The 26,994-nt window shown below is 69.0% G+C and carries 27 protein-coding genes and 1 pseudogene; 2 read left to right on the forward strand and 26 right to left on the reverse strand.

Annotated features, from left to right (window positions below; genetic code table 11):
• Positions 1-488: 488 nt before the first annotated feature.
• The 18 genes and pseudogenes from BKA25_RS24770 to BKA25_RS24855 all read right to left on the reverse strand — a co-directional run bounded on the left by BKA25_RS24770 (position 489) and on the right by BKA25_RS24855 (position 17,421).
• Complete coding sequence (locus BKA25_RS24770; protein ID WP_069846257.1) at positions 489-1,082, reverse strand: TlpA disulfide reductase family protein; 594 nt, start codon at positions 1,080-1,082, stop codon at positions 489-491.
• The gene (locus BKA25_RS24775; protein WP_069846255.1) at positions 1,079-1,711 is read right to left on the reverse strand and encodes a histidine phosphatase family protein; all 633 of its coding nucleotides are present in this window, start codon (positions 1,709-1,711) and stop codon (positions 1,079-1,081) included. The genes BKA25_RS24770 and BKA25_RS24775 overlap by 4 nt, the downstream gene beginning before the upstream one ends.
• On the reverse strand, positions 1,708-3,048 hold the full coding sequence (hemL, locus tag BKA25_RS24780; RefSeq protein ID WP_069846253.1) for a glutamate-1-semialdehyde 2,1-aminomutase: 1,341 nt from the start codon (positions 3,046-3,048) through the stop codon (positions 1,708-1,710). The genes BKA25_RS24775 and hemL overlap by 4 nt, the downstream gene beginning before the upstream one ends.
• 93 nt (positions 3,049-3,141) lie before the next feature.
• Positions 3,142-3,501, reverse strand: coding sequence for a hypothetical protein (locus BKA25_RS24785; RefSeq protein WP_084642436.1), 360 nt, complete (start codon positions 3,499-3,501; stop codon positions 3,142-3,144).
• Between the two features lie 37 nt (positions 3,502-3,538).
• The gene (locus BKA25_RS24790; protein WP_069846250.1) at positions 3,539-3,985 is read right to left on the reverse strand and encodes a hypothetical protein; all 447 of its coding nucleotides are present in this window, start codon (positions 3,983-3,985) and stop codon (positions 3,539-3,541) included.
• A gap of 3 nt (positions 3,986-3,988) precedes the next feature.
• Positions 3,989-4,696 carry a hypothetical protein gene (locus BKA25_RS24795; protein WP_157420910.1) on the reverse strand — a complete coding sequence of 236 codons (708 nt, stop codon included), beginning with the start codon at positions 4,694-4,696 and terminating at the stop codon, positions 3,989-3,991.
• Positions 4,697-4,781: 85 nt separating this feature from the next.
• Positions 4,782-5,315 (reverse strand): hypothetical protein, encoded by a 534-nt coding sequence (locus BKA25_RS24800; protein ID WP_069846246.1) that lies wholly within the window; start codon positions 5,313-5,315, stop codon positions 4,782-4,784.
• Between the two features lie 113 nt (positions 5,316-5,428).
• Entirely contained in the window at positions 5,429-6,232 is an 804-nt protein-coding gene (locus tag BKA25_RS24805) for a hypothetical protein (protein WP_157420909.1), read from the reverse strand.
• Positions 6,233-6,359: 127 nt separating this feature from the next.
• Positions 6,360-7,337, reverse strand: a complete 978-nt coding sequence (hemB, locus tag BKA25_RS24810) for a porphobilinogen synthase (protein ID WP_069846243.1) — start codon at positions 7,335-7,337, stop codon at positions 6,360-6,362.
• A 171-nt stretch (positions 7,338-7,508) separates the two neighbouring features.
• Positions 7,509-9,038, reverse strand: a complete 1,530-nt coding sequence (locus tag BKA25_RS24815; RefSeq protein WP_069846242.1) for a bifunctional uroporphyrinogen-III C-methyltransferase/uroporphyrinogen-III synthase — start codon at positions 9,036-9,038, stop codon at positions 7,509-7,511.
• 19 nt (positions 9,039-9,057) lie between these two features.
• Positions 9,058-9,993, reverse strand: coding sequence for a hydroxymethylbilane synthase (gene hemC / locus BKA25_RS24820; protein ID WP_069846240.1), 936 nt, complete (start codon positions 9,991-9,993; stop codon positions 9,058-9,060).
• 146 nt (positions 9,994-10,139) lie between these two features.
• A pseudogene (locus tag BKA25_RS24825) lies at positions 10,140-11,564 on the reverse strand (glutamyl-tRNA reductase); the annotation flags it as partial.
• Entirely contained in the window at positions 11,561-12,331 is a 771-nt protein-coding gene (locus BKA25_RS24830) for a redox-sensing transcriptional repressor Rex (RefSeq protein WP_236750874.1), read from the reverse strand. The pseudogene BKA25_RS24825 and the gene BKA25_RS24830, both read right to left, overlap by 4 nt.
• Before the next feature lie 340 nt (positions 12,332-12,671).
• On the reverse strand, positions 12,672-13,364 hold the full coding sequence (locus tag BKA25_RS24835) for a fasciclin domain-containing protein (protein ID WP_069846235.1): 693 nt from the start codon (positions 13,362-13,364) through the stop codon (positions 12,672-12,674).
• A 354-nt stretch (positions 13,365-13,718) separates the two neighbouring features.
• The gene (locus tag BKA25_RS24840; RefSeq protein ID WP_069846234.1) at positions 13,719-14,171 is read right to left on the reverse strand and encodes a hypothetical protein; all 453 of its coding nucleotides are present in this window, start codon (positions 14,169-14,171) and stop codon (positions 13,719-13,721) included.
• Between the two features lie 134 nt (positions 14,172-14,305).
• Positions 14,306-15,814, reverse strand: coding sequence for a molybdopterin-dependent oxidoreductase (locus BKA25_RS24845; RefSeq protein ID WP_069853198.1), 1,509 nt, complete (start codon positions 15,812-15,814; stop codon positions 14,306-14,308).
• Positions 15,815-16,019: 205 nt separating this feature from the next.
• Positions 16,020-16,262 carry a glutaredoxin family protein gene (locus tag BKA25_RS24850; protein WP_069846232.1) on the reverse strand — a complete coding sequence of 81 codons (243 nt, stop codon included), beginning with the start codon at positions 16,260-16,262 and terminating at the stop codon, positions 16,020-16,022.
• Position 16,263: 1 nt separating this feature from the next.
• On the reverse strand, positions 16,264-17,421 hold the full coding sequence (locus BKA25_RS24855; RefSeq protein WP_069846230.1) for an acyl-CoA dehydrogenase family protein: 1,158 nt from the start codon (positions 17,419-17,421) through the stop codon (positions 16,264-16,266).
• Between the two features lie 297 nt (positions 17,422-17,718).
• Here BKA25_RS24855 and BKA25_RS24860 point away from each other — a divergent pair, with 297 nt between their 5' ends.
• Both BKA25_RS24860 and BKA25_RS24865 read left to right on the forward strand, forming a co-directional pair.
• A complete protein-coding gene (locus BKA25_RS24860) occupies positions 17,719-18,288 on the forward strand; it encodes a sigma-70 family RNA polymerase sigma factor (protein WP_069846229.1) in 570 nt (189 codons plus the stop codon).
• 143 nt (positions 18,289-18,431) lie between these two features.
• Complete coding sequence (locus tag BKA25_RS24865; RefSeq protein WP_069846227.1) at positions 18,432-19,337, forward strand: HAD family hydrolase; 906 nt, start codon at positions 18,432-18,434, stop codon at positions 19,335-19,337.
• A 43-nt stretch (positions 19,338-19,380) separates the two neighbouring features.
• Here the strand turns inward: BKA25_RS24865 and BKA25_RS24870 are convergent, their stop codons facing one another.
• The 8 genes from BKA25_RS24870 to BKA25_RS28165 all read right to left on the reverse strand — a co-directional run bounded on the left by BKA25_RS24870 (position 19,381) and on the right by BKA25_RS28165 (position 26,965).
• The gene (locus BKA25_RS24870; protein WP_069853197.1) at positions 19,381-20,427 is read right to left on the reverse strand and encodes a lysophospholipid acyltransferase family protein; all 1,047 of its coding nucleotides are present in this window, start codon (positions 20,425-20,427) and stop codon (positions 19,381-19,383) included.
• A 171-nt stretch (positions 20,428-20,598) separates the two neighbouring features.
• Positions 20,599-21,645 (reverse strand): NAD-dependent epimerase/dehydratase family protein, encoded by a 1,047-nt coding sequence (locus BKA25_RS24875; protein ID WP_069846226.1) that lies wholly within the window; start codon positions 21,643-21,645, stop codon positions 20,599-20,601.
• 137 nt (positions 21,646-21,782) lie between these two features.
• Positions 21,783-21,884, reverse strand: a complete 102-nt coding sequence (locus BKA25_RS24880) for a 30S ribosomal protein bS22 (protein ID WP_010241351.1) — start codon at positions 21,882-21,884, stop codon at positions 21,783-21,785.
• 142 nt (positions 21,885-22,026) lie between these two features.
• On the reverse strand, positions 22,027-22,242 hold the full coding sequence (locus BKA25_RS24885) for a helix-turn-helix domain-containing protein (RefSeq protein ID WP_069846224.1): 216 nt from the start codon (positions 22,240-22,242) through the stop codon (positions 22,027-22,029).
• Between the two features lie 248 nt (positions 22,243-22,490).
• The gene (proC, locus tag BKA25_RS24890; protein WP_069846223.1) at positions 22,491-23,345 is read right to left on the reverse strand and encodes a pyrroline-5-carboxylate reductase; all 855 of its coding nucleotides are present in this window, start codon (positions 23,343-23,345) and stop codon (positions 22,491-22,493) included.
• Positions 23,346-23,404: 59 nt separating this feature from the next.
• Positions 23,405-24,331, reverse strand: coding sequence for a proline dehydrogenase family protein (locus BKA25_RS24895; RefSeq protein WP_069853196.1), 927 nt, complete (start codon positions 24,329-24,331; stop codon positions 23,405-23,407).
• Positions 24,332-24,467: 136 nt separating this feature from the next.
• A complete protein-coding gene (locus BKA25_RS24900) occupies positions 24,468-25,319 on the reverse strand; it encodes a sugar phosphate isomerase/epimerase family protein (RefSeq protein ID WP_069853195.1) in 852 nt (283 codons plus the stop codon).
• A 68-nt stretch (positions 25,320-25,387) separates the two neighbouring features.
• Entirely contained in the window at positions 25,388-26,965 is a 1,578-nt protein-coding gene (locus BKA25_RS28165) for an Rv0497 family membrane protein (protein WP_157420907.1), read from the reverse strand.
• Positions 26,966-26,994 lie beyond the last annotated feature (29 nt).

A 26,994-nucleotide genomic window follows, 5' to 3' on the forward strand; every position in this document is an offset into this window, starting at 1 on the left:
AGGTGTTGCCATCGTCCCATGCGACTGCGCAGACCACAGCAGTCCGGCAGCCCGAACACCGCTCATCCCAACAGACACAGATCACCAAGCCGGAATGCCGCCGACCTTCCCCCCTCGGCAGCCACATCCCGGTCGATCAACACGGTTCGATCCACCATCGGGCCACGGTCCGGCAACCGGGCCCACCCCGGGCCGGTCCCGAGCCATCGCATCATCATGCTCGCCGACCCGGACAGGCAGTCGGTTCCGAAAACCGGGAACGGCAGGCCCGACCCGAGGTTCCGGGTGGGCGCTCACCGCACCGCACGAATCGGTGTCGGCGAGCCCACTCCGTCGATCGAGCAACAGCTCAGTCTGGAAAGAAGACCCTAGCGGGAGCCGATAACGGGTTCCCGCTGATCAGGCGAGCCGCCGACCACCGCGAAGGCACTCGGTAAAGCGAATCACCCTCGATTTCCCGCAATACGCAATCGATCTCTTCCATGGCGTCACTGTTCGGCGGCGATCTCCTCGACCACCGGCAGCAGGTCCTCGGTCAGTACCTCGGCCAAGAACACCGCGGCCACGCGGTGCTGCCGGTCGAGAATGATGGTCGACGGCACCGCACTACGCGGATATCCACGCATTCCGAGTAGTGATCGCCCGGCGGGATCGTAAATCGACGGGTAGGTGATGCCGAGATTGGACGTGAAGTCCATCGGCGCCGAGCGTACATGATCTCTGACATTGATTCCGAGGAACGCCACGCCGTCTTCGGCGGTCTCTTCATACACGTATTGCAGGTGTTCGGCTTCGAGTCTGCAAGGACCGCACCATGATCCCCAGATATTGAGCACCACCACGTCGCCCTCGAAATCCGAGACGCCGATCGGTTCGCCCTCGTTCATCAGATCGTCGCCACTGATCTCCGGGGCGACCTGCCGCTCCGCTTCGTCGTAGCGGATTCGGGTCTCGCCGCCGGGAGCGACGAACTGATAGCGCCCGGACCCGGGGACGTCGTCGGTCTGCTCGAGGCCGGTGCACGCGCTCAACGTCAACAGCGCCACCCCGAGCAGACCGACGAGCCGCGATCGCCTGATCATGCGCCGGGAACCTGGCTTCCGGACGGCCCGGCGGGCTCCTGGTAGGAGATGCGGACCAGCCGCTCGGCCTCGAACTCCAGGCTGGTCAACGAGGCGAGGCCGCACTGGCGTTGCCTCGGGTCGTGCCAGAGCCGGTCGCCCTGCAGGAATCGACGCAGCGTCCATACCGGCAGCTGATGCGAGACGCAGACCGCCTCGTGGCCCTCGGCTGCGGCCCTGGCCCGGTGCACGGCGCCGAGCATCCGGTGCGCGATCTTCAGATACGGCTCGCCCCAGGAGGGCCGGAAGGGATTGCGCAACTTCGGCCAGTTGGCGGGCGAACGCAGGGCACCGTCGCCGACGGAGACCCGCTGTCCCTCGAAGTGGTTGTCCGACTCGATCAGCCGGTCGTCGATCGCCGGGGTCAGATCGTGCGTCGCGAGCAGCGGAAGGGCGGTCTGTCTGGCCCGTTCCAACGGCGAGGTCACCACGTGGGTGATGTCGTTGTCCGCCAGGAACTCGGCGACCAGCTCGGCCTGCCGCTCGCCACGCTCGGAGAGTCGGAATCCCGGCAGCCGCCCGTAGAGGATCTTGTCGGGGTTGTGCACTTCGCCGTGGCGAAGCAGATGAACGACGGTGCGGGTGCTCACCGGTCTCCCTCCGGTCGGGCCTGCGCCGCCGCGGTCGCGGCGGCGGGCAAGGCGGCCTCGATGATCTCGAAGGCCGCATCGTCGAGGGCGGCAGAGACGAAGAACGCCTCGAAGGCGCTCGGCGGGGCGTACACACCCGCCGCCAACAGCTCGCGGAAGAACGCCGGGAAGCGCCAGGTCTCGGCGGCCTGCGCGCCCGCGAAGTCGTGCACCGGGGAGTCCGCGAAGAACACGCTCACGAGGTTGCCCGCGAAGGCGACCTGGTGCGGCACACCGGCCGTGGTCAGTGCCGCGCCGAACAGCTCGCCGAGTCGGCGGGCGTTGGCGTCGAGCTTGCGATAGACCTCGGTGTCGGCGGCCTGCAGGGTCGCCAGGCCTGCGGCCACCGCGACGGGGTTCCCGGACAGGGTTCCCGCCTGGTAGACGGGCCCGACCGGAGCCAGGGCCGACATGATGTCGGCGCGACCGCCGAACGCGGCGGCGGGCAGCCCGCCGGACATGACCTTGCCGAAGGTGTAGAGGTCGCCTGCCACGCCGTCGATCCCGTACCAACCCGCCGAGGAGACCCGGAATCCGGTCATCACCTCGTCCATGATCAGCAGCGCGCCGGAGGCGTGGCTGAGCGCGCGCAGTTCCGCGTTGAAACCGGGCAGCGGCGCGACCGCGCCCATGTTCCCGGCGGCGGCCTCGGTGATCACGCAGGCGATGTCGGGGCCGTGTTCGGCGAACACCGCATGCAGAGCCGGGATGTCGTTGTAGGGCAACACGATGGTGTCGGCGATCTGTTCCGCCGAGACACCGGGGGTGGCGGAGATACCGAGGGTGGCCAGTCCGGATCCCGCTGCGGCCAGCAGTGCATCGACGTGGCCGTGGTAGCAACCCGCGAACTTGACGATCTTGTTGCGGCCGGTGACGCCCCTGGCGAGGCGGATGGCGCTCATCGTCGCCTCGGTACCCGAATTGACCAGTCGTACCTGCTGTACCGGTTCGACGCGCTGAATGATCTCCTCGGCGAGCAGGATCTCGCCCTCGGTGGGAGTTCCGAAGGACAGCCCCGCCGACGCCGCCGAGCGCACCGCTTCGACCACCCTCGGGTGCGCGTGGCCGAGGATCATCGGCCCCCAGGAGCTGACCAGGTCGACATAGCGGTTGTCATCGGCGTCCCACAGGTAGGCGCCCTCGCCTCGCACCATGAAACGCGGCGAACCGCCGACCGAGTGGAAAGCCCTGACCGGGGAGTTCACCCCGCCGGGAGTCACCCCGTTCGCGCGGTCGAACAGGGCCTGCGAGCGGGCCACCGGCTGCGTGGGCGTCGAAGAATCGGGCACCTGGGTCACCCGACCAGTCTCGCAAGTGCCCTATCCGGGTGCTGTCGGCGGGTCGGCGGCATGCCTATGGGATGTCGTGAGCCGCCACCGAGGTCGGTGTGGTCAGTTCGGTCGACCGGGTGCGACGGGCCCGTACTCCGGCTCGATCCCGCTGTCGACCCGGGTTCCCAATATCCACTGCCGAATCGCGTCCAAGAGCAGGACGCCCGCGAGACAGCCCGATCCCGCCGACAACGCCAGCCGGTTCCCCAGGTAGCGCGACACCTCCCGAGGCTCCTGGCCCGCAGGCGCGGGCAGGGTGTCGGTCACGACCCCGGTTCGCCAGAGCCACACCGCCAGCACGGCCAGCGCGATCGCGAGGAGCAGTTCGGCGGCGGCGAGCAGCGCGCGACGCGGTTGATGAAGTCGGTAGGCCCTTACCGAGGGTTCACCAACCGTGTTCGGTGCGTGCGCAGCTGCCATGACCGAAGAGTGTGCCATGTGTGTCGCGCCACCCGCCTCAAGCAGCGACGGGATCGTGGCCTGCCAGCCAGCGGGAGGCCGACGGCAGCCACAGACCGATCAACCCGCCGAGAACCAACAGCAGGACCACGATGCCGACCGGACTGAATCCCGCGCTGAGCTGCAAGAACAACTGGACCGCTCCGACCACGGTCAGGGCGATCCTCGGCCAACGACGCCGCCGACCGACGAGGTAGGCGAACACGCAGTACATGACACCGAAGAACAGTGTCACCAACAGGTTCTCCAGCACGAGGTCGGCCGCGTAATCCGCGGCCTCCCGGGCGGTGACATCCGCACGCGACTCGAGTTGCTCGGCGATTCCCTCCGGGCGCAGCCATAGGAACAGGGCATGCAACGTGAGAAAGGTCGCGAGTGCGTACCACATCGCGACGGTGGTGCGGATCACCTTGGGTGGCACCACCACGGCAGGTTCGGCTGGCATCGTTCAGTTGTACTTGAAGTAGTTGTTCGACGGCGGCAGGTACATCGTGATGGTGGCGCCGATGGGCAGGAGCAAACCGAGGATCGCGATGATCCCGATGACGGCGGCGATGCCGCCCGCCTCGAATTGCAGGCCGATCGAGTCCAGGTTGCCGATGCTGGTCACCAATCCCAACACCGCCAGCACGGTGAGCAGGATTCGAGCCCAGTTCCGGCCGTTGCGCATCATGAAGACGAAGATCAGGAAGATCGCCTGGAAGACCAAGGCGATCGACGCCGCAGTGATCAAGGTGCCCCGGATGAAGTCTGCGGGCGCCGATCCACCCTCGGTCAGCACCTCGGTATAACCGGGCTGCGTGGCCAACAGCGAGTCGACCGAGACGAAGGTCAGGATCGCGCTGAGCAGACCGAGCACCGAGTTGGCCAAGAACAGCCAGAACGCGGCCTCGACGCTGGGCGGCCGGTTCGCACCGCCACGGGGCATGCCCTGCGCCTGCGGCATGCCACCGGGGTATCCGGCCGGGCCCTGCGGACCCGATCCCGGGTACGCGCCGTACGGGCCCGGTGCCGGAGCGCCGTACCCCTGCTGCGCTGGCGGCGGGGCCTGCGGATAACCGCCCTGCGACGGATAACCGCCCGACGGGTAACCGCCCTGCGACGGGTAACCGCCCTGTTCACCCGAAGGGGGACCCTGACCATATGGTGTGCTCACGCGGCTCAGGGTATGAAGTCCGCCCGGGCACGTCTACCGAAATGGACAGAACGAAACGTCGCCGTGGCCATCGTGGCTTCCGGCGCTAGGGCCGCCGTTTGGCCTGAGCGAAGTACTCCCGGGAGTTCGGCATCCACAACAGGGCCACCGCCACACCGGAGACGAGGACGGACACCACGCTGAGCACGTGGGTCGAGTTCGGGCCGAGGAAGGCCATGAGATTGAGGGCCGCCACCACGGTCAGCGCGATCCGCGCCCAGTTCCGACCCGCCTTCGCCTTGAACGCGAAGAGCAGGAACAGCAGCGCCACGATGCCGTACATGACGAAGATCATGGTGAAGGCCATCGAGACGACCTGCTCGGCTTCCTCCCTGCTGAGTTCGCCGCCCATCTGCTCGAGCGTCTGAGACGTGACGCGCTCGCGGTCGTCGAGCAGCGAGAACACCGAGGCGAGCATCAACACGGCCGTGCCGACCCAGATCCAGAACGAGATCCGGACCTCCTTGGGCACGATCGCCGCTTGCTCTGCGGGGTCGGATGCCGACGAGGTGGGATAGGACGGCACGGCGGGGATCGACTCGTGCGAACCAGGACGATCCGGATCATTGGGTGTGGACACAACCGAACGTTAGAAGCCCGTGTCTTGCCGTGTCCACCGACCCGGCGTTACCGGCCGATAACGGCGTGCCGCCGTCGCCGCGCAGTCGTCGATGCGATCCGCGTCGGGGCGGATCAGCTACGCACCACACGGAAGTAGCGTCGAGCGCCCGGCAGGAACAGCATGATCACCGCCGAGGTGTGCATGATCGCGGCCATCCCGAACACTCGCTCGTCGCTGTCAGCGAGGAAGCCCAACACGACGACGACGGCGAAGACCAGCAGCACGATCCTGGCCCAGTGCTCGCCTCGATAGGCCGAGTAACCGAAGAACAGGTAGGCCGCGAGGAAACCGAACCACTGGAAGAGGGTCAATGCGACCACGCCCCAACGATCGGCGGGCACCCCCGCAAGCAGGGTCTGTATCGGAACGAGCAGCTGAAGGACGACCACGACCCCCATCAGCCCGGCGGCGACCGTCACCTCGATGGGCACCTCGCCGGGCTTCAACGCAGGCTCGGACTCGAAGTCCTCATCATCGAAATCCTCGTCCTCGTCCACGGCCCGCCGCTCGGTCGTGGCCGGCGTCGATCGGTCGGTCTCGACGGAGGTAGCGGCCGATTCGGCGGGCTCGGACTCGGTGTTCGTCAGCTGCGAGTCGGCTGCCTCGGTGGCGGCGAGCGATCCCCCTGCCCGCTGATCCTCGGCGGGCACGGAGTCCACGGTGGACTCCGCCTCGGGCGTGAGCTCGGCGCCAGACCCAGCCTCGGCCTCGACTGATTCGTCCCGGCCCCGGGCCTTCGGAGCAGCATCGACGTCGACCTCGGTCGCCGTCTGCGCCGCCGGAGCCGGGTCCGCAGCAGGCTCGGCGGTGGGCACTGCGGCAGCGGCCCGCCGTGCTGCCGACGGAGCGGACTCCGGGTCCTCCGGGGCGATCATGGGCCCAACATATCGCTCGATCGAGTGGCCGGCGAGCATGTCGAGCCGATGGATCGCCACCCCGGACGGCCCGGACGCCCCAGACGGTCCGGCCACGGAGTCGGGCAGTGAGCGGGCCGGTTCCCGCTCAGCCCTCGCGCAACCAGCGGGCAGCCTCGGCGGCCCAATAGGTGAGCACGATGTCCGCCCCGGCCCGGCGAATCGAGGTCAGGGTCTCCAGCACGGCCGCGCGGCGCTCCAACCAGCCGTTCGCGGCGGCCGCCTCGATCATCGAGTACTCCCCCGAGATCTGGTAGGCCGCCACCGGGACCTCCGAGACGTCGGCCACCTGGCGGACGATGTCCAGATAGGCCATCGCGGGCTTGATCATCACCGCGTCGGCGCCCTCGGCGAGATCCAGCATCACCTCGCGCAGTGCCTCCCGACCGTTGGCCGGATCCTGCTGATAGGTCCGCCGATCCCCGGAGAGCTGCGATTCCACGGCGTCGCGGAACGGTCCGTAGAAGGCCGAGGTGTACTTGGCCGAATAGGCCAGGATCGCGGTGTCGGCGAGATCCGCCTCGTCCAACGCCATCCGGATCGCCGCGACCTGCCCGTCCATCATGCCGCTCGGGCCGACGACATGGGCGCCCGCGCGAGCCTGCGCGACCGCCAGGTCCTGATAGGCGGTCAGGGTGGCGTCGTTGTCCACGCTGCCGTCCTCGGCCAGCAATCCGCAGTGGCCGTGGTCGGTGAACTCGTCGAGACAGCAATCCGACATCACCACGGTCGAATCCCCGACCTCCTCGACCACCGCGGCCAGGGCCCGGTTGAGGATCCCCGCCGGATCGGTGCCCGCCGAACCGGTGGCGTCCCTGGTGGTCGGCACGCCGAAGAGCATCAGCCCGCCGACCCCCGCCTCCACGGCGGCCACCGAGGCCCGACGCAGGGAGTCCAGGTCGTGTTGGACGACCCCGGGCATCGACGCGATGGGCACCGGGGCGCTCACGCCCTCCTTGACGAACATCGGCAGCACGAGCTGTCGGGGCTCCACGCTCGTCTCCGCGACCAGTCTGCGCACGGCCGGGGTACGCCGAAGCCGCCGGGGACGATGCAGCGGGAACATGTCGACTCCTTCACGAGCTCTGGGTCGGGGTCCGCCTTCGCCACGACGACGGGCGGCCGAGTCCGGCCGCGCCGAGACCCCGCACAACGAACGAACGGACTGTTCGACCCCATCATCTCTCTGGAGCCGAACAGTCCGTTCGTCATAGCCGGTTCACGGTGACCGTCGAGGTCAGCGGCGTGCCCGCTTCGCCTTACGCGGGGGCGGCAACGCACCCTCGGAACGCAGTCGCGCCGCGTGCGAGGCCAGCGCGTCCACCAGCGAGGAGACCTGTGCGACCTCCGGCTGCACGTCGACGCGCAGACCGAACTCGGTGGCCGTCTCGGCCGTGGCCGGTCCGATGCACGCCACCAGGGTCCGCGAGTGCGGCTTGCCCGCGATACCGACCAGGTTGCGCACGGTCGACGACGAGGTGAAGCACACCGCGTCGAAGCCACCCGTCTTGATCATCTCGCGGGTGTCGGCGGGCGGCGGGGCCGCCCGAACGGTCCGGTACGCGGTGACGTCGTCGATCTCCCAGCCCCGGTCGCGCAGACCCGCCGCCAGCGTCTCGGTGGCGATGTCGGCCCTGGGCAACAACACCCGATCGACCGGGTCGAGGATGTCGTCGTAGGGCGGGAAGTCCGCCAGCAGACCCTCGCTGGACTGCTCGCCCGAAGGCACCAGTTCAGGGATTATTCCGAACGACCGGACCTTGTCGGCGGTGGATTCGCCGACGCAGGCGATCTTCACGCCGGAGAACGCCCTGGCGTCCAACCCGAACTCGCGGAACTTCTCCCACACCGCGCGAACCGCGTTGGTGGAGGTGAACACCACCCACTGGTAACGGCCGTCGACGAGTCCCTTGACCGCCCGTTCCATCTGGGCGGGGCTCCGGGGCGGCTCGACGGAGATCGTCGGTACCTCGACGGGGATCGCGCCGTGGGCCCGCAGCCGGTCGCTCATCGCGCCCGCCTGGTCCTTGGTGCGCGGCACCAGGACACGCCAGCCGTACAGCGCTCGCGACTCCCACCACGAGAGCTTCTGTCTACCGCTGACCGCAGCGCCGACGGTGATCACCAGCGGGCCGAGCAGATCGCCCGCCACCGAGGCGAGCGAGGCCAGCGTCGTGTCGATGGTGCGCTGGGTGAACGTGGTGCCGTCCGCCGTCACCGCCACCGGGGTCTGCGGCGCGAGGCCGTGTTCCACCAGCGACGACGCCGCCTCGGCCAGGTGACTGCCCGATGCATGCAGCACCAGCGTTCCCGGCGCGGCGGCGAGCGCGGCCCAGTCCATCGTCCCTCGGACGTCGGCCTCGGTGTGCACCGCGCCGAGCGCCACCCCCGCGTAGGCGGGCACCGCCGTGGCGCCCGCGACACCGGGGACCACGTCGAAGGCGATCGTGGTGCGCGAGACCGCCTGGGCCTCCCGAACCACCGCGTCCGCGGTGAACGGGTCGCCCGAGACGAGCCGGACGACCGAACGCCCGTTCTTGGCCTCGGCGACCATGTCCTTGGCCACGTCGCCGGGGTCGCCGACGGCGGGCCGCACCTCGGTGTCCTCCGACACCAACGCGGCCGCCTCTGCGGGCACGTCGGGATCGGTGACCACCAGAGAGGCCGACTTCAATACTTCCTTAGCCCGGACGGTGAGGAGTCCCGCGTCTCCGGGGCCAGTGCCCACGAAGGCGATACGTCCGGGGATCTTGCGTGCACGGGTCATCAGGGCACTCCCCACTCCCTTACTGCTCGGGGCCGCTGAGGACGGCGGCCCCGAGATCCAACAGCTCTGCGGCCACATCACGGCCGAGCTGCTCTGCGGCTGTCGTCTCGGCGATGGCGGAGGCTCGCAGCACATCGTTGTGCGGTGTAGCCGCGATTCCCCGCAACGACAGACGCAGCACTACGCGCCCCTCGTCGTCGAGGTCCTCCACCACCTCGGCCAGTGCACCGACGGGCGCGCTGCAACCAGCCTCCAGCGCGGCCAGCAGGGCGCGCTCGGCGGTCACCGCGGCACGACTGGCCGGGTCGTCCAAAGTGGACTGGATCAGGTGCTCGGCGTCCACGTCGTCGACGCGGCACTCCACGGCAAGCGCACCCTGCGCGGGCGCGGACAGCATTTGCAGTGGATCGAGCGATTCGGTGATGACGTCGAGTAGGCCCAGGCGGGCCAACCCGGCGCGGGCAACCACGATTGCGTCAAGCTCGCCGTCGGCGACCTTGCGCAGTCGGGTGTCCACGTTGCCGCGCAGCGGACGCACCTCTAGCCCGAGACCCAGGGCCTCGAGTTGGGTGGCCCGCCGCGGGGAGCCGGTGCCCACCGTCGATCCCGGCGGCAGCTGGGCGAGGCGCAGGCCGTCGCGGGCGACCAGCGCGTCGCGCGGGTCCTCCCGCCGGGGCACCGCAGCCAGCGACAGGCCGGGGTCGGGTGTGGTGGGCAGGTCTTTGAGGGAGTGCACTGCCACGTCGATCTTGTCTTCGTGCAGTGCCGAACGCAGCGCGGAGGTGAAGACGCCGACACCGATCTCGGCGATCGGCGCCATGGAGCGGTCGCCGGGGGTGCTGATCGTGACCAGTTCGACGTCGGCACCCGCCGCACGCAACTGATCGGCGACCCAGCCGGTCTGGGCCAGGGCCAGCCTGCTGCCCCTGGTTCCGATACGGATCCTGCGGTTCACCGTTGCTCACCATCCAGGCCGGGGCGCTGCCGCCGATGCTGGGCGGCGGTGCCCTCGCCGTGTCCTCGTTGTTCGGTGGACTCGGCGGAACCGGGCATCCCGGTCACCAGCCCAGTCACCATGGGGGTCTCACCCTGCGCAGCGGTCGGCACGTCGGTCACGACCGCCGAGGCGGTCGGTGTTCCCGATGGCGCCGCCGGGCGGGTCTCGTCGAGCGGCGTGGCCGTGCCCGACACCGGCTCGGCGGCGTCGGCGGTCGTGCCCGCCTTGAGGCCGCTCACCGCACCTGGCAGCTGCTGGTCCAGGTTGAAGAGTTCGCGCAGCGCGTCCGCGTAGCCCGCGCCCGGCGTGCTGCCCGCGAGCTGCTTCACCCGGACGGTGGGCGTGTGCAGGAGCTTGTCGACCACGCGCCGCACGGTGCGGCTCAGCTCGCTGCGCACCCCGGCGTCCAGGTCGGGCAGGCGGGAGTCCAGCCGCAGGAGTTCCGCGTCGACGACCTCGGCCGCTCGCTTGCGCAGGGCCGTGACCGTCGGCGTCACCGAGGCGGATCGCTGAGCGGCGAAGTAGTGCTCGACCTCGGCCGTGATCAGTGCGTTGACCGCGCCGAAGGCACCGCCGTCCACGCTGCCGCGCACCGCGCCGCGCAGCGTCTCCAGGTCGACGATCGCGACGCCCGCGAGCTCGCCGACCTCGGCGTCGACGTCGCGCGGCAGGCCGAGGTCGCAGAACACCAGCGGTCCGTCGGAGGTCCGCCTGGCCAGGGCGGCGCGCACGGTCGCCACGTCGACGACGGTCGCCAGCGAACCGGTGCACACGATGGCGACGTCGGCCTCGGCCAGTTCGTCGGCGAGACCGGCCAGTCCGACCGAACGTGCCGGGGTGCCCGCCTCCGAGGTGATCTCGGCGAGCCGGGCCCCGTTGTCCGCAGTCCGATTGGCGACGACGATCTCGGCGATCCCGGCCCGACGCAGGTGCGCGGCGGCGAGGCCGCCCATCGAACCGGCGCCGACCACCAGGGCGCGTCGCCCGGTCAGCGTGCCGAGCAACTCGGTGGCGTCCGACAGCGCCTCGGAGACCACCGAGGCCCCCTCCGCACCGATCTCGGTCTCCGAGTGCGCCCGCTTTCCGACTCGCAATGCCTGTTGCAGCAGTTCGTGCAGGGTCTTGCCGACGGTCTTGGCCGTCTCCGCCGAGGTGTAGGCGTTGCGCAGTTGGCCGAGGATCTGCTCCTCGCCGACGACCATCGAGTCGAGGCCGGATGCAACGGTGAACAGGTGTTCCACAGCGGCCGCCGCGTAGTGCACGTACATGCCGTCGGTCAGCTCGGTGCCGTCCACCCCGGCGTGGCGGGACAGCACGCCGGTGATCTCCTCGACGGCGCTGTGGAAGGACTCCACGACCGCGTAGACCTCGACGCGGTTGCAGGTCGAGAGCAGGCCGACCTCGTCGACGCTGGGGCAGCGCAGCAGCTCATCGAGCAGTTTGGGAGTGTCCGGTGCGGCGACGACAGCACGTTCGAGGAGCGTCAACGGGGCGCTGCGATGCGACATCCCGATGGCGAGCACACTCATCGCGGGATCACCGCCGCCACCCCACCGGTACGGCCTGCCTCGGCGCCGGGCGTCGGTACGGAATCGGAGCCCTGCGCCGCTTTCGACAGCACGGCGTCCTGTTCCTGATCCGCCCGCCTGGCCACATGGAAGGACAAGATCTGCAACTCCACAGCTAGGTCGACTTTGCGCACCTCGACATAGTCCGGAACCTGGAGAACGACGGGTGCGAAGTTCAGAATGCACCGCACGCCGCCCTGAACCAAACTGTCGCAGACGTTCTGGGCCCCTTGAGCGGGCGTCGCGATCACTCCGATGGTTACTTCGAGCTCGGCACAAATCCGCCTGATGTCGCTCACGTGGTGCACCGGCATGCCGCCGACCGGAACGCCCATCAAGTCCGGATCGACGTCGAACAGCGCCGCCACCGGGAATCCACGACCGGGGAATCCGCCGTAATTCGCCAGTGCATGCCCCAGATTTCCAATGCCGACCACGGCCACACTGTGTTGTCGGGTGAGCCCGAGAGTGCGCTCGATCTGGCCGACCAACACGTCGACGTCGTAGCCGACGCCCCTGGTCCCGTAGGAGCCGATGTAGGAGAGGTCCTTCCGAAGCTTCGCCGAGTTGACCCCGGTCGCCACGGAAAGCTCTTCACTAGAGATCTTCGTCACTCCATCGCGGGACAGATCCGAGAGAACCCGCAGATACACCGCCAGTCGCGCCACCGCCGCCTCGGGAATCGCCCTGGCCCGTTCCCGGACCACCGAGGTCTCGACAGAGGTCACGCCCGGCGCGGCGGTGTCCGTGGTGAAGCCATCACCCGCATCCCGCTGCGCTGCCACGCTGACTCTCCTCGCCTTTGCGGTCTGACGTCGCGCGACCGCCGTCTCATCGTGGACAAGTTGGCCGCTGCGCCGTCGTGACAACTACACGGTAACCGCTTGTGAAGAGATGCACAAAGTTGCAGAAGTGAACAACGAGCGTCTCGGGACCACGACAGAACGCCGCGTCACCGAAGATCGTCTCATCGGTGACGCGGCGTATCGAAATAGGGCGATCAACGGCCCATGGTCATCATCTAAAGCGCGGAAACAACAATTCGACTGCGTCCGCTCGGCCGCCTACTCAGCTCTCCGGCGTGAGCACGGTGTCGATGACGAATACCGTGGCGTTCGCGGTGGGGATGTTGCCGCAGGCGACCGCCGCACCATTGACGGTCAGGTCCTCACCCTCGCCCTCGATGGTCAGTTCACCGCCCTGCAGGGTCGGCAGCGTGCCCGCCTCGGCGATGCCGTCGGCGTCCATCCGCTCCCCGACCACGTGGTAGCTCAGGATCTCGCCGAGCGCCTCCGGGTCGGCCGCCAACTCGTTGAAGGCCTCCTCGCCCAACTCCTCGAAGGCGGCGTCGGCGGGCGCGAAGACCGTGAGCGCCTCGGCGCCGTTCAACGTGTCACCAAGCCCCGGAACTGCGCCGACGGCGGTGACGAGCTGGGTCAGCACCGGGTTGGTGCCCGCCGCGTCGGCGACCGGCTGCGGCCCCATCGAGTCCAACGAGCCGGGCTCGTCGCCCTGGGGCAGGTCGGCGCAGGCCGGGCCGAAGGTGTCCTCCGGGGTGGTCACGCCGGCTCCCGCCTCGGACCCCATGTCCGAATCCATGTCCTCCGAGCCCATGTCCTCGGAGCCCATGTCCTCCGTGGTCTCGGTCTGCTCGGAGGCACCGCCTCCGTCGGTCGCCTCCTCGCCGCTGCTACATGCCGTGATGGTCAGTGCCAATGCCGCCAATACGCCGACGAGAACACGATTCCTGGTACTTCCCATGGTGGATCACTCCCTGTGATGTCCGCCGTTAGCTGCTTTCGTCCGGTGTTCGACACGGCGTTCCATCCGGTTCACTCATTTCGCAATAAATTTCCAAAACCGGGCGATTCGAGATCAACAAGCTGGGCCACCTATCGGGCGCATCCGCGAGGCGCGCCCGGCAGGCCGCCGAATTCGATTTCCGGCGTCGGCGATATCGGTCGATAGGACATGACTGCCCCAACGAGACACGTCCTCGAATAGATCGGGGCCGTCGACCCCGGTAATCCGCGTTACGCCCAGCGAATGGGTTCGGGGCCCCATTCGGCCGCAAGCAACGCGGCACGGATCGACGGCCTCGAAGCGCGGTGGAGATCAGCGGGTCGTCAGCAGCCCGCTCACGAAGCCGTCGTCGAGGAGAACCACCGAGCCAGCGTGGCTCACCGAACTAGGCACGATGCCGGGGACTGCACCCATGCCGACGGTCGACTCCGACTCGGAGTCCATCTCCTCGGCACCCATGTCCTCGCCTCCCATGTCTTCGGCCCCCATGTCCTCCGCTTCCATGTCCGAGCCGTTCATGTCCGATTCCATGCCGGAGCCGTCCATATCGGAGCCACCCATGTCCTCGGACCCCATCTCGGACTCACCCATGTCCGAGCCGCCCATGTCCGAATCGTCCATCTCGGTGGAATCCATCTCCGAGGACATCTCGCCGGGCCCCATCTCCTCGGACTCACCCGCTCCCCCGTCGTCCCCGCATGCGGACAAGGCGAAGGCCATGGCCGCCATCACGCCGACGAACATGCTTTTCCGGGTCGTGCGCACTACTGATCACTCCTTGCGAGCCAACACCGATGAATCACTTGCGCTAGTGGTTCGACGCAATCGATCTATCGGTTCGGCCCGCGATGAAATTTTTTGAAGGAAAATCTGTGTGCGCTGGTTTTCGATGGACCCCGTCAGCCGTTAGCCGTGAACAACACCGAATGCCAGCCGGTGGCGCCATCCGGAACCGGGCTGACGCGTTCCTCCGTCTGGGTGTAACCACTCCGGTCCGTAGCCCGGCACTCGAGTTGCCGACTTCCCGACGGCACCTCCAATTCGATACGCCACATCCGCCAGGACTGGTCGTTGACCTCGGTGGACAGCTGCGCCTCCTGCCACTGCCCGCCGTCCAGCCGCACCTCTACGCGGTCGATACCGGTGTGTTGGGCCCAGGCGATCCCCGCCGCGGTCAACCGACCGGCGGACACCCGTTCGAACGCGGTCGGTCGATCGATCCGCGACATCGTCTTGATCGGGCCGAACCTGGACCAGCCTCGGTCCTCCCAGTACGCGGTGCGATCGAAGGTGGTCACCTCCGCATCGACCAGCCACTTGGTCGCCGAGACGTATCCATACAGGCCGGGCACCACCATGCGCACCGGGAACCCGTGCTCGGCGGGCAGCGGCTCGCCGTTCATCCCGATGGCGAGCAACGCACCCCGCTCCACCTCCTGCAGGGCCTCGATCGGGGTGCCCGCCGTCCAACCATCCGCGCTGGTGCTGAACAGCTGCTCGGCGCCTGCTCGCACTCCCGCCTCGGCCAGAATCTCCGACAGCGGCACCCCGATGAAATTCGAGGTGGACACCAGATCCCCGCCGACCTCGTTGGACACGCAGGTCAGGGTGACCGGCTTCTCCACCAGCGGTCGGTTGCGGAGATCATCGAAAGTCAGATTCAATTCCCGATCCACCATGCCGTGGATACGCAGCCGCCAGTCCTCGACGCGGATCCTCGGCACCCGCAACGCGGTGTCGATGCGGTAGAAGTCCTCGTTCGGGGTGATGAACGTCGGGGTGCCGACCTTGGCGAAGTCCGCACCCGCAGGAAGGTCCGGCGTGGCCTGGGCGGGAACGAGTTCGCCGATCTCGGCCCGCTGTGCCGCCGGGTCCACGCTGCCCGCCAACGCCTGACCGCCCAACCCGGCCGCCCCCGCGCCGAGTGCCACCGCGCCGGTGGAGATCAACACCGTGCGCCGGTCCGGGCCACTCGCCTGCTCGCCCGGCGCTGTCCGCACCTCCGACTCCGCCGCTGCGGCAGCCATCCGGTGCAGCAGGCGGAACGCCACGACCCCCGCGACCAGGCTGGCGACGGGAGCCAGCATGGAGAGCGGCCCGAAGTCCGGCCGCGCCAGCACCGCCGCGATTCCCAGCACGCCGAACAAAGCGATCGCCGACATTCCGACGACAGCGCTGCGTCGCGACAGCAGGCCGACGATCGCGGCGAAGGCCGTGATCACCAAGGCCATGCCGATGAGCAGCGCGAGCTTGTCCGCCGTCCCGAAGGTGGCGATGGCGAAGTCCTTGACCGGCGCGGGCGTCAGGTCGATCGCCGTGTTGCCCACCGCGAGGAACGGCGACGAACTCGGATCGACGAGACCGGCGATCAGGTGTCCGACAGCCAACGCGGCGGCAGCTGCCACCAAGGCGATCAGCACCGCGAGTCCGCCCCGAATCGGTTCGCCCGGCGACAGGGTGTCGGTCCGCCGGGCTGCACCGCCGAGATCGCGGGAAGCGTCTCCGTCGGCCGGGGCACCGCCCGCACTCTCATGACTGTCGTGGTCCACAACACCATGTTCGGCGCGGCAGCCCGATCGGTTCACCCGATCTCAGGAAAAAGCCGAAGAGGATCTAGCCTGCCAGGGCGGCCCGGAGTCGATCCTCCTCCACTCGCCAGAAACCGTGCTCGACGTCGTCGACCAGAATCACCGGCACCCGGTCGCCGTATTCGCCGCGCAGTTCGACGTCGGTGTCGACGTCGACGGTCGACCACGGCACCCCGAGGTCGTCGCAGACCCGCCGGATGTCGGCCTCGGCCGCATCGCAGGCGTGACAGGCCTCGCGGATCAGCAGGGTCACTCGGTGTGTGGACATCTCACCCTTGTACCAGGTCGCGCCCGATCACCAATCGCTGGATCTGATTGGTGCCCTCCACGATCTGGAGCATCTTGGCCTCGCGCATATAACGCTCGACCGGGTGATCCTCGACGTATCCGGCGCCGCCGAGCACCTGAACCATGTCGGTAGTCACCCGCATACAGGTCTCGGTGGCCACCAGCTTCGCCATCGCCGCCTCGGTCGCGAAGGACAGCCCGCTGTCCTTCCGGCGCGCGGCGTAGAGGTAGAGCTGACGGGCGGCCTCGATACCGGCTGCGGCATCGGCCAGCAGGAACGACACGCCTTGGAATTCGGCGATGGACCGGCCGAACGCGGTGCGCTCCTTGGCATAGCCGACGGCGACGTCCAGTGCGGCCTGCGCGACACCGACCGCGCCTGCGGCGATGCCCAGCCGACCGCAGGCCAACGCGGACATCGCCACGGCGAACCCGCCGCCGAGCTCGCCGACCAGTCGATCCGGGGACACCCGCACCCCGTCGAAGGAGACCTGGGCGGTCACGGAGGCCCGGGCACCCATCTTGCGTTCCGGGGTCGCCGCCGAGATGCCCGCGTCCTCCGCGCGAACCAGGAAGGCGCTGATGCCCTTCGGCCCGTCCTGCCCGGTACGCGCCAAGACCAGGTAGAAGTCGGCGACTCCGCCGTGGGTGATCCACGCCTTGGTGCCGGTGATCAGGTAGTCGCCGTCGGACTGCAGCTCGGCGCGGGTGCGCAGCGCAGCGGCGTCGGAGCCTGCATGCGCCTCGGAGAGGCAGTAGGCGCCGAGCTGGTCGCCGCCGAGCATCTCCGGCAGCCACTTCGCCTGCTGCTCGGGCGAGCCGAACTCGGCGAGGCCGTGGCAGGACAGCGTGTGGACGCTCACGCCGAGCCCGACGGCCAGCCAATGACGCGAGAGTTCCTCGACGACCTGCAGGTAGAGCTCCTGGCTCACGCCGCCACCGCCGTGGGCCTCGGGATAGGGCAGGCCCAGCAGGCCCGAACCACCCAGCGTGCGGAAGGCCTCCCGAGGGAATCGCCCCTCGGCCTCGGCGGCGGCCGCGTGCGGGGCCAGCTCGCGTCTGCCGATCTCTCGGACCAGCGCGAGCAGCTCGGCTGCCTCGGATTCGGAAGATCGAAGATCAACGACGGGCGCATTCACAGCGTCCGACCTCCACCACTCAAGCTGCTTGTCGACGCAGACGCCCACCGAGTTCGTGACGCGGGCCCCCCGTCGCCGGGTCCTCTTGATTGTGGGGCGTCCAACACTGGGAAGTCCAACCAATCCTGTGCGCCATTGGCGGTCACGTTGAGTAGCAGGTCGAGCCACGGCAGGACTACCCGGTGATTTGCCGGGCAGAAGTGGACGCGGCGACCGGAAAACCGCCAGAATCCAGACGTCGATCACAAAGTGCATTCGCATGGCTACTCAACGCAACATTCGCTTCGGGAGGTATGGGTGGCGCCGGAGCCCGAACCCGATGCGTGGAAGTTGGTTCTCGCAGCCCAGACCGGCGACCCGGTGGCATTCGCCGCGCTCTACCGGCGATACGCCGGCCTGGTGCACCGCTACACCTTGCACCGCACGGGTGATCACGGACTCGCCGAAGATCTGACCAGCGAAACCTTTCTGCGGGCGCTGCGCCGCATCGGAACCCTGCGCTACCAGGGCCGCGATCCTGGAGCCTGGCTCGTCACCATCGCCAGGAACCTCGTCTTCGACCACCTCAAATCCAGCCGTCACCGGCTCGAAGTGCCCACCGAGGACCCCAACACCCGCCTGCTCTCCCAGCACTGGGCACTGGACCCGGAGCAACAGGTCATCGCCCGGTTGACCCTCATCGAGGTGACCGGGCAGCTCGGTAGGCTGGTCGCCGACCAGCAGGAGTGCCTCCGACTTCGGTTCCTCCAGGGGCTCTCCGTCGCCGAGACGGCCCATCGACTCGGTCGCAACGAGGCGGCGGTGCGCGCACTCCAGCAACGCGCGGTACGCCGGCTGGCGGGACTTCTTCGCACACGCCTGCGATGATCACAGTCCTCCCGCGACGAAAGACCGATGTCGATCGAACGCAGGAGGACGCATCGCGGCCCGAGTCGATCGCTAGGCTAGGAGCCGCATTACCTCGATGTCCGATTCGAGGCGAAGGGACCATTGGATCTGGAGGCGCTGCGGTGCCACTGTGGCGGAAGCGCGAGAACAGCCGACAGCTGGAGGAGCGAGCCGCGCGGGCGGGCCAAGCATCGGCCAAGGCAGCCGCGACCTCGCCGCCGCCCGAGGCAGGCGAGCAGTTCCGACAACACCCCGACCTGACCGCCGCCGCCTTCTTCGACGTGGACAACACGATGATGATGGGCGCGTCGATGTTCCACTTTGCCAGGGGATTGGCCGCCCGGAAGTTCTTCACCACCTCCGACCTGCTCGGCTTCGCCTGGCAACAGGTCAAGTTCCGGGTCGGCGGCCGGGAGAATCCCGAGGACGTGCAGGCCAGCCGCGAACAGGCGCTCTCCTTCGTCGCGGGCCGCAAGGTCGAGGACATCCTCCAGCTCAGCGAGGAGATCTACGACGAGCTGATGGCCGACCGCATCTGGAACGGCACTCGGGCCCTCGCACAGATGCACCTGGACGCGGGCCAACGCGTCTGGCTGGTCACCGCCACCCCGGTGGAACTGGCGCAGACGATCGCTCGACGGCTGGGACTCACCGGCGCGCTGGGCACCGTGGCGGAGAGCCGGGACGGCGTCTACACCGGCAGGCTGGTCGGCGATCTGCTGCACGGCAAGGCCAAGGCGCAGGCCGTACGGGCGCTGGCCGCGGCGCAGGGACTGCACCTGCGTCGATGCAGTGCCTACTCCGACTCGTCCAACGACATTCCGATGCTGACCACCGTCGGCACGGCGGTGGCCGTCAACCCGGACCAGACCCTGCGCGAACACGCCCGCAGGCAGGGCTGGGAGATCCGCGACTTCCGTACCGGCCGACGAGCGGCCCGGATCGGCGTGAACTCGGTCCTCGGCGCGGGCGCACTGGCCGGTGCGGTGGCGGCGGGCCTGCGCTACCGCCGACGTCCGCGCATCTGACGCGGCCGACCACAGGCCTTTCGCGCACGCATACAACCGGCTCTCAGCCGCCGAACACCCCGCCGCGCCGAGCCAGCAGGCTGTAGAGAGTCTGCTGGATGGTCTCGCGCACCTGATCGGTCAGGTTGAAGACCAACATCGGGTCCTCGCAGGCGTCGGGCGCATAGTCGGCGGTCTCGATCGGCTCGCCGAACTCGATGTACCACTTCGACGGCAGCGGAACCGCACCCAGCGGACCGAGCCACGGGAACAACGGCGTGACCGGGAAATAGGGCAGTCCCAGCAGCCGGGCGAGCGGCTTGAGGTCGCCGAGCAGCGGATAGGTCTCCTCCGCGCCGACGATCGAGCACGGCACGATCGGCACCCCGGTGCGCAAGGCGGCCGAGACGAACCCGCCGCGTCCGAAGCGCTGCAGCTTGTACCGGTCCCGGAACGGCTTCCCGATGCCCTTGAAGCCCTCCGGCCACACGCCGACGATCTCCCCGGACCGCAACAACCGCTCCGCATCCGGATTGCACGCCAGGGTGTGCCCGGCCTTTCTGGCCAGTGCACCGACGACCGGTAGCCGGAACACCAGATCGGCGCCCAGCATCCGCAGGTGCCGTCTGCCGGGATGGTGGTCGTGGATCGCCACCGTCGTCATCAACGCGTCCAGCGGCACCGTGCCGGAGTGATTGGCCACGACCAGTGCGCCGCCATCGGTGGGGATGTTCTCCATCCCGATGGTCTCGACCCGGAACCACTTCTCATACAGCGGGCGCAGGGTGGGCAGCAGCACGGAGTCGGTCAGATCGGCGTCGAAACCGAAGTCGTCCACCCGGTAGTCGCCGCTGAGTCTGCGCTGGAAGAAGGCCAGGGCATCCGCCAACCGATCCGCCGGGTCGGTCGGCTCGGCGCTCGCATCGGCGCCGTGGTGCGTCGTCGCCGAGTCATCCTGTTCGGCATCGACCGATTCGGCCGCCGCTGCGGCAGCGGAGTCGCCTGCAGCGAGATCGGGCACCGCTTGGACCGGCCGTCCGGCACCCGCCTCGGACGTCGTCCGCGTCCGGCGATCCACGGCATGCAAGGGGATCACCCGAGCATCGGCCACCATCTGCCTCCTCACCTCATCGTCATTCCGGCCGGGTGGGCATCCGCACCGCCGCGAACCGAGCCGACTCCCACCACTGCCATACCGACGGTCGGCCGACCGTCGATCAGGGCGCCGGGCGCGGCGACGCTGCCGCTGTGTCTCCCGCGCCTACCCGCGCCCGGAGTCGTCTCAACCGACCCGATCGGACGAGGCGCTCCGGTTGCGTACCTCGCGCTCCACGGTCACCAGCCAGTCCCGACCCACCATGGGCCCCAGACCCCGGCTCGTCACGAAATCGTCGAAGGCCTGCCGGGTCGTCCAGCGCGGGGTGAAACCGAATCGCTGCTTCAGCGAGGTCGTGTCCAAGACACGGCCGAAGTTGAGGAACCGCACCTGATCGGCCGAGAGATCGAGCAGCCTGGTGCCGCGCAGCAGGTTGCCGATCGGCCGAACCGCGGTGTTCGGCACCGGCAGGGCCACCCGACCCGCGCGCCGCAACGCCTGGGACAGCATGATGACGCCGTCGCCTCCGACGTTGAACACCCCGGGCAGCCGATGCAGGGTCGCCCGTTCCAGGACGGCCAGCGCGTCCTCGGGATGCAGCAGTTGCACTCGCGCGTCGTGGCCCAGCACCGTGGGCACGACCGGCATGGCGAAATAACGCGTCAACGCGGTGTTGATCTCCGGGCCGATCACGTTGGTGAACCGCAGCGCGGTGATGTCCACCTCGGGTCGGCGCCTGCCGAAGCCGCGCAGGTAGCCCTCGATCTCGGCCGCATCCTTGGCGTACCCGCCGGAGGGCAGCTCCTTGGGTCCCATCTGCTCGGTGAACATCCCGGGGTCACGCGAGCTGGCGCCGTAGACCGCGCTGGACGACTTGAGTACGAAACGCTCGACCATCGGCGCGGTCTGGCAGGCAGCCAACAACTGCATGGTGCCGAGGACGTTCATCTCCTTCATCACCGAGCGGCCGCCCCGGGAGTCCGCCGAAGAGGTCACTGCGGCGTGCACCACCGTGTCGACGCCGCCCGCCGAGACGACCTTGGCGATCAGCGGGTTCCGGATGTCGGCGCGGATGAACTCGGCACGGCCCATGGCCTGCCGGAGGTCGGGTGCGGGCGGGACGATGTCCACGCCGAGCACCCGGTCGATCTCCGGATCACGTGCGAGTCTCGCCGCCAGGTTGCCGCCGAGGAAGCCGGCCACGCCGGTGACCAACACGACGCGAGGCTTCATCACACTCCCTTTCGAGCAGCGGCAGGCGAATCCACCGCGATGCTACCGATGAGGTCGTGTCGACGCCGACGGATCTCGAGATGCACATGAGCGCGCCCGCACCGAATAGCGGTGCGGGCGCTTGGCGCGGCTCGGGTCTACTTGCCCAACTTGCGCCGCTGCACACGGGTCTTGCGAAGCAACTTGCGGTGCTTCTTCTTCGACATGCGCTTGCGGCGCTTCTTGATAACCGAGCCCATCCGGGATTCCTCGCTGTCCTTGTGAGTGGTCGAACCTGGCTCGTGCTGGTGCGCTCAGAGCAGGTTGCAGGCACACGACACGAACGGCCTTCCAGGGTACCTGTGAGCTTCGGATCTTCGAGAACCGCCCGGTGCCCCTGGCTCAGCCAGCGTCGAAGTACGCCCGATCAAGATAGCTGTGCACTGCCTTCTCCTGTACGCGGAACGATCGGCCGACCCGTACCGCGGGCAGTTCACCCGAGTGCACGAGCCGGTAGACGGTCATCTTGGAAACACGCATCAACGCTGCCACCTCCGCAACCGTCAAGAACCGAACCTGTTCGAGTCCGTCTGGTGTGTGCTCCTCCTGCATGGACATGGGTCATCGCACCCCTTCATGCACCTGCCGTGCCGCCGGGCTTCCCCTCCCGACGGACTAGACACGCATGTGCTCTCTCGAGAGTAACGGGGTACCTGGGATCGCTGCGACAGCCGAGACGGCTCGCGGGGGCGCCTACCTGGCAGTACGGTCTCTGACCGCCCCCAGCGAGGGCCGGCGTCCGTCCGGCCCGATTACGCACGGCAGGCTGACGGGTGAACCGGGATGGTCACCCGCCGTGGGCACCGCTAATCGGTCCGATCGCCCTCGATCGAGGGGTCGTTGGCGCGGCCCAATTCCACCGATCGGTCCCGGGCGGCCTCGATGGCGTCCAGCAGCGCGGCCCGGACGCCGTGCTTCTCCAACTCCCGGATGGCCGCGATGGTGGTCCCCGCAGGGGAGGTGACGGCCTCCCGCAGCATCACCGGATGGCCCTCGGCGCCACGCAGCATGGTGGCCGCCCCCACGGCGGACTGAACGATCAGCTCGGCGGCCATCGCCCGGGGGATGCCCACCAGGATGCCCGCGTCGATCATCGCCTCGACGAGATAGAAGAAGTACGCCGGGCCGGAACCGGACAGCGCGGTCACCGCGTCCTGCTGGGTCTCCGGTGCGCGGCGTACCCGGCCGACACTGCCGAGGAGCTCCTCGACGAGGTCGAGCTGTTCCTCGGTGGCGTATCGCCCGCCGGAGACGACGCTCATGGCCTCGCCGACGAGCATCGGGGTATTGGGCATCACCCGCACCACGGCCGTCTTCTCGGGCAACCTGGCCTCGAAGAGGGCGGTGGGCAGCCCCGCACACAGCGAGACGACCAGCACCTCGGAACCGCCCTGCGCCATCCGGTCGCCCAGTACCGGGGCCAGCTCGGCCAACAGCGGATCGATGTCCTGCGGCTTGACCGCCACAACCAGCACGTCCGACCTGGCTGCGGCGGTCGCCACGTCGGCGGCCTGCACCCCGTAGGTCTCGGTCAGCTCCACGGCCCGTTGTGGGTAGCGCTCGGTGAAGAGCAGATCAGCGGCGCTACGGCCCGCGCTCAACAGGCCGGACAGCAGGGCTTCGCCGATCTTTCCCGCACCCAGGACGGCAATCTTGGTCATGGCGCCACAGCGTGCCGGCCATCGGCGATGCGGCGCCACTCACGCCGACCGTCGGGACCTCAGCTGCGCGAGGTCAGAGCGCGGAGGAAGAGCGCCGCATTGGCGGGTCGCTCGGCCATCCGGCGCATCAGGTACCCGTACCACTCGGATCCGTAGGGCAGGTAGACGCGGACGGTCTCGCCCAAGGCGGCCAGCCGGTGCTGCTCGTCGGGACGGATGCCGTGCAGCATCTGGAACTCGTAGCTGCCCTGCGCACGCTTGTGCGTCTTGACCTGCTCGGAGATGATCTCGATCAGCCGAGGGTCGTGGGTCGCGAACATGGGGTAGCCCTCGCCCGCCAGCAGCTCGTCCGCGCACTGCACGTAGGACAGGTCGACGCCGTGGGTGGTGCCGAAGGCGACCGACTCCGGTTCGGCGTAGGCGCCCTTGCACAGCCGGATCCGCGATCCCGCTCCGGACAGCGCTCGCGCGTCCTCCCTGGTGCGTCGCAGGTACGACTGGAGCACCCCGCCGGTGGTCGGCCAGCTGCGTCGCAGCTCGTCGAGCACCCGGAGAGTGGAGTCGGTGGTGGTGTGGTCCTCCATGTCCAGGGTGACCGTGGTGCCCGCCTGCTCGGCGGCGGCACAGATCCGCGCCGCGTTGTCCAGGCCGAGTCGCTCGTCGAAGGCCTGTCCCAGCGCGGACAGCTTGAGGCTGACCTCCACGCGGGCGGTCAGGCCCGCCGATTTCAGCCCGTCGAGCAGTTCGAGATAGGCCTGCACGCTGGCCTCGGCATCGGACCGGTCGGTGGTGTCCTCACCGAGGTGGTCGAGCGTGACGGTCAGTCCGGAGTCGACCAGGTCCTTGGCGACGGCCACCGCTTGTGCGGTGGTCTCGCCCGCGACGAACCGGCGTACGACGTCGCGGCTGACGGGGGCGGTGGCGACCAGGCGGCGTAGGGCGTCACTGCCCGCCGCAGCGAGGATCAGATTGCGCAGCGGATTCACGATCGGCACTGTACGACGCCGCAGCGGGGAATGTTCCATCCGGTCGGATGACGTCTGCGACACATTTCGCCCAGCCGACGCCCACAGGCAGCCACCCGATCGGATTCAACGGAAACCCAGGCACGCCTGCGGTCGATCAGTGCCGCAGCGAACCTCGGAACAGGTGCAGCCGGGCGAAGGCCAGCGCCTCTGCCAGTTCGGCCGACCGCTCCTCGGGGGTGCGGCTCTTCCTGGTGTTGACCTCGATGACGACGGCGCCGTCGAAATTCCCCCGCGCCAGGTGCTCGCACAGCTCACCACAGGGCTGCTTGCCCCGGCCGGGCAGTAGATGTTGGTCCTTGGCCAACCCGCTGCCATCGGCCAGATGGATGTGGCGCAGCCCATCGCCCATCCTGGCCGCGAGCTCCATCGCATCGACGTGGGCGGCGGCGGTATGCGACAGATCCAGGGTGTAGTGCCGGTGGCCCTGATCCGTGGGGTCCGGTGACGGCCGGAAGGCCGATACCTGCAGCGAGGCCGGGGCCGCCATCGGCCGCAACCGGCTGGCCTGCAGCCGGGAGCCGAAGCGGCGCGGGTTGGGTGGTCGGAGAGGGAACATGTTCTCCACCGCGACCGCGATGCCACTGGTCTCGGTCAGTTCCGCCACCAGATCCGCGAAGCCGTCGGCGTAGCGCCGCTGCCAGCGAAACGGCGGATGCACCACCACGGTGGAGGCGTCCAGCTCGGCTGCGGCATCGACCGCCCGGCGCAACCGCTCCTCCGGATCGGCCGACCACACCCGCTGCGTGATCAGCAGACAGGGCGCGTGCACCGCGAGCACCGGGACGCCGTAGCTCTGCGCGAGGCGGCGCACGGCCGCCGGGTCCTGGCTGATCTGATCGGCCCAGACCATGAGTTCGATGCCGTCGTAACCGAGATCGGCGGCGATCTCGAAGGCGGCCTCCACCGGTTGCGGCCACACCGAGGCGGTGGACAGACCGACCGGGATCGGCCCGCGGCGCCGGGTGCCGCGCTGGTCGGCGCCCCGGTCGGCCGCGTTGTCCCCGCCCGTGGTGGTCACAGCCCTAGGAGAAGCAGGGCTGCGGGTGAGACCGTGACGATCAGACCGACGAGCACGGTGAACAGTGTGGTGTTCAAGTCGTCCGTCCGCCGGATGCGGCGGACCGCGAACACCAGTCCGGTGGTGACCAACAACGCCAGCCCCAGCGCCAGCGGCGGCATGCTGTCCCACAGCCATTGGAAGGCCAGCCAGAGCGCGCCACCGCCGACCACGCCGCCGATGAGCTGGGCGGCCATCACCAACCACTCGACGAGCGCGGAGCGTGGTTCACCGTCGGCGTCGACGTCCGCGTCGGCCTCGGGATCGACAACGTCCTCGTCGTCGACGGTGGCACGAGCCCGGTCCGGCTCCACCGCGTCGTCGTACTCGTAGTCGTCGTAGTCGTCGCGTGCGTCGAGGTCGTCGAAATCGCCGCCGACCGACGGATTGTCCAGCCGCGTCGCTCCGGCGTCGCCCTCGGCGTAGTCGTCGTACTCGTCGTAGTCGCGGGGAATCGGCCCAGACGGCGGCCCGGCCTCGGGGAAGCCATCGCCCTGGCCGCCGTACAGCCCGCCGAAGTCGTCCAGGTAGTCGTCGCCGACGGCCCGCTGTTGCTGGGTCGCCTCCGACGCCGACACCGTCGGCACCACCGAGGTCGCCGAGCCCGCCATCGGGTCGTCGTGCGGATCGAGCCGTGCGGCGGTCGACGGCGAGACCGGTTCGAAGCCCGCCTCGGACGGCGAGTCCTGGTAGGGCGGGATCTCACCGCCCGCATAGCTGTCCTCGAACCAGTCCGAGCCCGCCATCGTCTGTTCGGCAGCCTGCGGAGCGCCATCGAAGGTCTCGGGCGGCCCCAGCTGACCCGCCGCCGCTGCCGGGATGTTGCCCGCTGCGAAGCCATCCGGCCCGTTGATGCGCGGGAACTGCTCGGTCATCGGCTCGCGCCGAGGCGGCGGTTCGTCCTCGCCGCCGAGCCTGCCCGCGACGGAGGGTTGCGGGCCCGTATCCGGCGTGTCGCGAACGACCGGATGCTGAGTGGTGGCGGTCAGGTCGTCGTCCGGGTACTCGCGGTACGCGCCGGGGGTCTCGACCGGTTCGTCGTAGTCCTGCTCCGGATAGCCGGGCAGCGCCTCGCTGTAGGCGGTCTCCTCGCTGTAGGAGACGGCGCCGTAGGGGTCCTCGTAACCCTCGTAGGACCGAGGGGACGGCTGCTGCGGGGCGGCAGGGCGCGGCGGCCGGGGGCGGGCACCCGGGGGCGGCCCGGGCGGCAGGTCACCCGGGTGTGGTGGGGGCGGTCCCGAGGCGCCGGGTGCCGCAGGACGGCCGGGAGCCCGTACGGGCGGCGCAGGCGGGGTCTGGGCCTGCGGCTCGAATGGTTCCGGTCCGTCGTCCTCGATCCGCTGCATCCGACCGCTGTCGGAGAGAACCCGCTCGATGATCTCCTGCGGTGGAGCCGCCTCACCCGCGTCCTCGGCTCGTCGCCGACGACGCCTACCGCCTCCCTGCGCGTTCTTGCCCTCGCTGCTGCCGTACGCGGCCAGCAGCTCGGCGACGCTGCGGGGGGCTTCCTGGTCCGATCGGTCGTCCCCACTCATCGACTCCACCGTGCCCCGGTCGGGCCTGT

The organism is Actinoalloteichus hymeniacidonis (assembly GCF_014203365.1).
Lineage (GTDB): Bacteria > Actinomycetota > Actinomycetes > Mycobacteriales > Pseudonocardiaceae > Actinoalloteichus_A > Actinoalloteichus_A hymeniacidonis.

Excerpts from the sequence above, each read along its gene's own strand:
- BKA25_RS24805 (WP_157420909.1), bottom strand. The coding sequence starts at position 6,232 with ATGATCGCCCCGGAGGACCCGGAGTCCGCTCCGTCGGCAGCACGGCGG.
- BKA25_RS24885 (WP_069846224.1), bottom strand. The coding sequence starts at position 22,242 with ATGTCCATGCAGGAGGAGCACACACCAGACGGACTCGAACAGGTTCGG.
- BKA25_RS24770 (WP_069846257.1), bottom strand. The coding sequence starts at position 1,082 with ATGATCAGGCGATCGCGGCTCGTCGGTCTGCTCGGGGTGGCGCTGTTG.
- BKA25_RS24835 (WP_069846235.1), bottom strand. The coding sequence starts at position 13,364 with ATGGGAAGTACCAGGAATCGTGTTCTCGTCGGCGTATTGGCGGCATTG.
- BKA25_RS24790 (WP_069846250.1), bottom strand. The coding sequence starts at position 3,985 with ATGCCAGCCGAACCTGCCGTGGTGGTGCCACCCAAGGTGATCCGCACC.
- BKA25_RS24875 (WP_069846226.1), bottom strand. The coding sequence starts at position 21,645 with ATGAAGCCTCGCGTCGTGTTGGTCACCGGCGTGGCCGGCTTCCTCGGC.
- BKA25_RS24785 (WP_084642436.1), bottom strand. The coding sequence starts at position 3,501 with ATGGCAGCTGCGCACGCACCGAACACGGTTGGTGAACCCTCGGTAAGG.
- hemB (WP_069846243.1), bottom strand. The coding sequence starts at position 7,337 with ATGTTCCCGCTGCATCGTCCCCGGCGGCTTCGGCGTACCCCGGCCGTG.
- BKA25_RS28165 (WP_157420907.1), bottom strand. The coding sequence starts at position 26,965 with ATGAGTGGGGACGACCGATCGGACCAGGAAGCCCCCCGCAGCGTCGCC.
- BKA25_RS24880 (WP_010241351.1), bottom strand. The coding sequence starts at position 21,884 with ATGGGCTCGGTTATCAAGAAGCGCCGCAAGCGCATGTCGAAGAAGAAG.
- BKA25_RS24815 (WP_069846242.1), bottom strand. The coding sequence starts at position 9,038 with ATGACCCGTGCACGCAAGATCCCCGGACGTATCGCCTTCGTGGGCACT.
- proC (WP_069846223.1), bottom strand. The coding sequence starts at position 23,345 with ATGACCAAGATTGCCGTCCTGGGTGCGGGAAAGATCGGCGAAGCCCTG.
- BKA25_RS24850 (WP_069846232.1), bottom strand. The coding sequence starts at position 16,262 with ATGTCCACACACCGAGTGACCCTGCTGATCCGCGAGGCCTGTCACGCC.